5 protein-coding genes and 1 pseudogene are annotated in these 5,158 nt (G+C 42.4%); all 6 read right to left on the bottom strand.

The window, feature by feature from the left end:
* Window positions 1–224 (bottom strand): CoA-transferase (locus L652_RS0105930; protein WP_024603364.1); only part of this gene is annotated, 224 nt, incomplete at its 3' end.
* Window positions 225–238: 14 nt separating this feature from the next.
* A pseudogene (locus L652_RS01000000123345) lies at window positions 239–935 on the bottom strand (CoA transferase subunit A).
* A gap of 262 nt (window positions 936–1,197) precedes the next feature.
* Window positions 1,198–2,094 (bottom strand): hydroxymethylglutaryl-CoA lyase, encoded by an 897-nt coding sequence (locus L652_RS0105920; RefSeq protein WP_024603363.1) that lies wholly within the window; start codon window positions 2,092–2,094, stop codon window positions 1,198–1,200.
* Complete coding sequence (locus L652_RS0105915; RefSeq protein WP_024603362.1) at window positions 2,094–4,097, bottom strand: acetyl/propionyl/methylcrotonyl-CoA carboxylase subunit alpha; 2,004 nt, start codon at window positions 4,095–4,097, stop codon at window positions 2,094–2,096. Before L652_RS0105915 ends, L652_RS0105920 begins: the two co-directional genes overlap by 1 nt.
* 8 nt (window positions 4,098–4,105) lie before the next feature.
* Window positions 4,106–4,876, bottom strand: coding sequence for an enoyl-CoA hydratase/isomerase family protein (locus tag L652_RS0105910; RefSeq protein ID WP_024594925.1), 771 nt, complete (start codon window positions 4,874–4,876; stop codon window positions 4,106–4,108).
* Window positions 4,877–4,888: 12 nt separating this feature from the next.
* The coding region (locus L652_RS01000000123340) for a carboxyl transferase domain-containing protein (protein ID WP_033013269.1) at window positions 4,889–5,158 on the bottom strand (270 nt) is incomplete at its 5' end.

Here is a 5,158-nt window from a genome sequence, read left to right as displayed (position 1 = left end):
GTCACGGTTTCTTTACCCGCGTTAATCATATCGGCGTCTAGCTCTGCTTTAGTCGGGTACGGGCCCATGCCTAAAAGGCCATTTTCGGACTGTAACATAACTTCAATATCATCTGGTACATAGTTTGCGACGAGTGTCGGAATTCCTATGCCCAAATTTACGTAGTAACCATCTTGAAGTTCTTGTGCAACGCGCATTGCAACTTGTTCACGTGATAATGCCATAATTTTGCTCCTGCTTAATCTCGTGTTGTTACACGTTCAATGCGTTTTTCAAAGCTGCCTTTAATAACGCGATTTACAAAAATACCCGGGGTATGAATTTGGCTTGGTTCAAGCTCACCCGGCTCTACAATTTCTTCTACTTCGGCAACGGTAATTTTGCCCGCTGTTGCCNATTGGATTAAAGTTCATGGCGGTGTGTCTAAACACTAAATTACCAAAGCGGTCGGCTTTCCACGCTTTAACAATAGCAAATTCACCCGTTATAGATTCTTCTAAAATATACGGGCGACCATTAAATTCTTTTACGTCTTTGCCTTCAGCAACTGGAGTACCGTAACCAGTTGCGGTGTAAAACGCAGGTATACCCGCGCCACCAGCACGCATTTTTTCAGCTAGTGTACCTTGAGGCGTAAGCTCTACATCAATTTCGCCACTTAATAACTGCTGCTCGAATAGGGCATTTTCGCCAACGTACGAGGCAACTACTTTTTTAATTTGTTTGTCTTGTAATAAAATACCTAAACCAAAGTCATCAACACCACAGTTATTAGATACTACGGTTAAGTTTTTTGTTTGCATGTGCTTAATTTGTTTAATTAAGCCCTCAGGAATACCACATAAACCAAAACCACCGGCAATAATGGTATCGCCGTCTTTTAACCCTTCCATTGCAGCTTCGTAACTAGAAACTACCTTATCAAAACCGGCCATGAGTCTCTCCTCATTGTGTGCTATTTGTTGTTAATTATCTTTAATCATCATTTTATAAGATAGCCATTTAACCTGAACTCTGGTTAAGAGATTTACTAACATATTGAATTAGGTTGATATTTAAATTTATTTTCTCTAGCCAGAGATTTTCAGTGAAAACAAGGCGAATTTACGCGTCAATAGCTGGTCTATTGCAAGTAAATTCAACGCAGTTAGTGCTGAAAATAGCTGCTCGAGATAAATTTATTATCCAGAGCTCAGGTTATTTAGTGTGTAGTGCCACTGATACTTTGCTCACAGGTTGCTTACCAAGTACTTTGGTTATCTCCCAGCCAGCGTCACTTAACCTTTGTAAATCAATTGAGTGTTCAATGCCAAGCCCTTGCAGTAAGTAAACTACATCTTCGGTGGCAACATTTCCTGACGCCCCCTTTGCATAAGGACAGCCACCAAGGCCCGCAACTGCCGCGTCAACCGTTGCAATACCTAGGCTTAAAGCTGCGTAAATATTTGTGAGCGCTTGGCCGTATGTATCATGAAAATGCACGGCCAACTTGGCTTTATCAATGTGCGTTAAGAGTAACTCGATTAATTGCGTTACTTTTTTTGCGGTGCCAACACCTATGGTATCGCCAAGGCTTACTTCGTAACAGCCTAAATCTAATAGCTTTTTCGATACACTTAGTACTGCTTGCGGGTTAATTTCACCCTCATAAGGGCAACCTAGCACACAGCTTACATAACCACGTACACGAATATTATTAGCTTTAGCAAACGCCATTACTTCACTAAAACGTTCAATACTTTGCTCAATTGAGCAGTTGATATTTTTTTGACAAAACGACTCACTTGCAGCGGTAAATATAGCAAACTCTTTAATGCCAACAGCGTGCGCTGCTTGTGCACCTTTTAAGTTAGGTGTAAGGGCGCTTAAATTTACATTGGGTAAATCTAGCGCTGATATTACATCCGCTGAGTCTGCCATTTGTGGCACCCACTTAGGGGAGACAAACGCGCCCGCTTCAATATCTTTTAAACCTGCAGCACTTAGGGCGTTAATAAGCGCTACTTTATCGGCTGTGCTTACTGTTTTTTCGTTTTGTAGGCCGTCTCGCGCGCCAACTTCAACAATACGTACTTTATTTGGAAAGGCACTCATTATGCACCTTCCTCTGTTGTATCTTCGACAATAGCAAGCAGAGCACCATGCGTTACTAATTCGCCTTCACCAAAACAGTAGCTTTTTAAAATGCCGTCATGCGGTGCGTTTAGCGTGTATTCCATTTTCATGGCTTCGATAATAACAACCGCATCGCCTTTGGTAATTGTGCTACCAATGTCGATTAAGTGCTTAACTACTGTGCCATTAAGCGGCGCGGCAAGTGGCAAAGCTTCGCTTTCGTGCGAACTAATATAATGTTTATCAACTGGTTCAAGCTTAGTTTGCAGTGCTTTATTCATAACAGTGACAATATTGCCCGCAGTACTATTACCAACCGTAGTTACGTGCGCGCTATGTTTTTCACCATTAATAAATACAGTGCACAGATTATTATTTAATGTGCCTTGTAGTTTAAATACATGCTCGTTATGCGTAATACTATAGCCCGCTGTCGTTTTTATAGCGCTTAGCTGTAAATCGGCAAAAGGGACTTTAATTGCTTGTGGTGAATTGAGTGTAAATCCAGTTAGTTGTTGCCACGGGCTTGCACTGCTTTGCGCATTTTGGGTGTTAGTTAGCGATTCTAAATATGCAAAAGCGCCAATAAGCTGACTTGCTTGTAATAACGATTCGTTAACCGCAACTAACGAATCACCTTGCTCAGCAATAAAGTGTGTACTTGGCGCACCCTGTTTAAAGGTAGGGTGGCTTGCTAAATTATGTAAAAAGCCAATGTTAGTGCTAAAACCCGCCAAATGAAATTGCTCAAGGGAGTGTTGTAAGCGGCTCAGTGCTTGTTCGCGATTGTCGTCATGCACAATAAGTTTTGCAATCATCGGGTCGTAAAACGGGCTGATTTCGTCGCCTTGTGCAATGCCTGTATCAATGCGCACAAATTCGCTGTTAAGTGGCGTATGTAGCGCTTCAATAGTTCCCGAGCACGGGATAAAGTCGTTAGCTGGATCTTCTGCGTATATTCGCGCTTCAAAGCTATGACCCTGCAATTGAATATCACTTTGTGTCAGTGGCAATGTTTGCCCACCCGCAATATTAATTTGCCAATTGACTAAATCTACACCCGTTACCATTTCGGTCACAGGGTGTTCTACTTGAAGGCGCGTATTCATTTCCATAAAGAAAAATTCATCGCCACACAGTAAAAACTCAACCGTACCTGCGCCTCTATAATTTATAGCCAGTGCACAACGTACAGCCGCTTCGCCCATTTCTTTGCGTAGTTCGTCAGATAAACCCGGAGCAGGGGCTTCTTCAATTACTTTTTGATGGCGACGTTGCAAAGAACAATCACGATCGCCTAAATAAACACAGTTACCGTAGTTATCTGCAAATACTTGCACTTCAACATGGCGAGGCTGGTTAACGTAGCGCTCAAGTAATACTAAATCGTTACCAAAACCGGCAATCGCTTCACGTTGCGCACCTTGTAGTGCGCTCATAAAGTCTTTTGCTTTTTGTACAACGCGCATGCCTTTACCACCGCCACCAAAGGCGGCTTTAATTAGTACAGGGTAGCCAATTTTTTCAGCTTCACTTTGTAAAAAAGCAGGGTCTTGTTTATCACCGTAATAACCAGGTACTAACGGTACATTAGCAGCTGCCATTATTTCTTTAGCGCGGGTTTTAGACCCCATTGCTTCAATACTGCTTGCTGGTGGCCCTATAAAAGCAATGTTATTAGCTTCGCAGGCTTTAGCAAATTCGCTGTTCTCAGATAAAAAACCATAGCCTGGGTGAATACAATCAGCGCCGCAGTCTTTAGCAACTTGTAAAATTTTGTCTGCCACCAAATACGAATCTTTACTTGGTGCGGCACCAATATGGTAAGCCTCGTCAGCCATTTTTACGTGCTGGGCATGTTTGTCTGCATCAGAATAAACTGCGACCGTGGTTAAGCCCATTTGTTTTGCGGTGCGTATTACTCGGCACGCAATTTCTCCACGATTGGCAATCAGTATTTTTTGTAATCGTTGTGTCTTCATAATCAATCCTACAGTTGCCAAGCGGGTGGGCGTTTATCAAAAAAAGCACTTAGCCCTTCTTGACCTTCTTCAGATACGCGAATTTTTGCAATACTTTCTGCGGTAAGCTCAATGAGTTCATCGGTAATTTTTTTATTTGCTACATCGTTAATTAATGCTTTTGCGGCTTTTACTGCAACAGGTCCGTTATCAATCAGTGTTTGCAGCATATTATCGAGCGCACAGTCTAAATTACCGGTTACTTGATGAATTAAACCAAGTTGCTTAGCAGTATGTGCATCAAACACTTCAGCCGTTAAAAAGTACCTGCGAGCAGCGCGTTCACCAATGGCTTTAATGACGTATGGGCTAATAACAGCCGGAATAAGACCCAGCTTTACTTCGCTTAAACAAAATTGCGCATCGTCTTTACTAAGGGCTATGTCGCAACAGGCAATTAAGCCCAGAGCACCACCAAAAGCAGCACCTTGCACAGCGCAAATTGTAGGGTGCGGGGAGCTTGCCAATACCTGCATTAATTTAGCTAATTGCATTGAATCAGCTAGGTTATCGGCGTAGTTGTTATCCGCCATCGATTTCATCCAAGCTAAATCAGCACCGGCTGAAAAGTGTTTACCTTCTGTTTTTAAAACCAAAGCACGAATATCAAGCGTATTTGCATGTTCAATACACTGAATAAGTTCGTGTATTACTTCACTGTTAAATGCGTTTCTTTTTTCTGGGCGACTTAACACAAGTACAGCCACATTAGATTTTGTTATTTGTAGTGTTACTGACATTTTGCGCTCCGGTTACATTCTAAATACGCCAAATTTCGAATCACGTTTTGGTGCGTTATTCGCAGCCGTCAACGCAAGCCCTAATACATTACGCGTATCGGCAGGGTCTATAATGCCGTCATCCCACAAGCGTGCACTTGCGTAATACGGGTGACCTTGCTCTTCGTACTGATCAATAATTGGCTTTTTAAAATCACTGATTTCTTGCTCGCTCATGTTTTGACCTTTACGTGCTAAACCATCTTGTTTAACTTGCGCCATTACACCGGCTGCTTGCTCGCC

The organism is Pseudoalteromonas sp. TB25 (assembly GCF_000497995.1).
Taxonomy (GTDB): domain Bacteria; phylum Pseudomonadota; class Gammaproteobacteria; order Enterobacterales; family Alteromonadaceae; genus Pseudoalteromonas; species Pseudoalteromonas distincta.
Note: the sequence above shows the minus strand (reverse complement) of the source record. Positions and strands in the feature narration are given on the sequence as shown.

Coding starts and splice junctions, on each gene's coding strand:
- L652_RS0105920 (WP_024603363.1), bottom strand. CDS start 2,094: ATGAGTGCCTTTCCAAATAAAGTACGTATTGTTGAAGTTGGCGCGCGA.
- L652_RS0105910 (WP_024594925.1), bottom strand. CDS start 4,876: ATGTCAGTAACACTACAAATAACAAAATCTAATGTGGCTGTACTTGTG.
- L652_RS0105915 (WP_024603362.1), bottom strand. CDS start 4,097: ATGAAGACACAACGATTACAAAAAATACTGATTGCCAATCGTGGAGAA.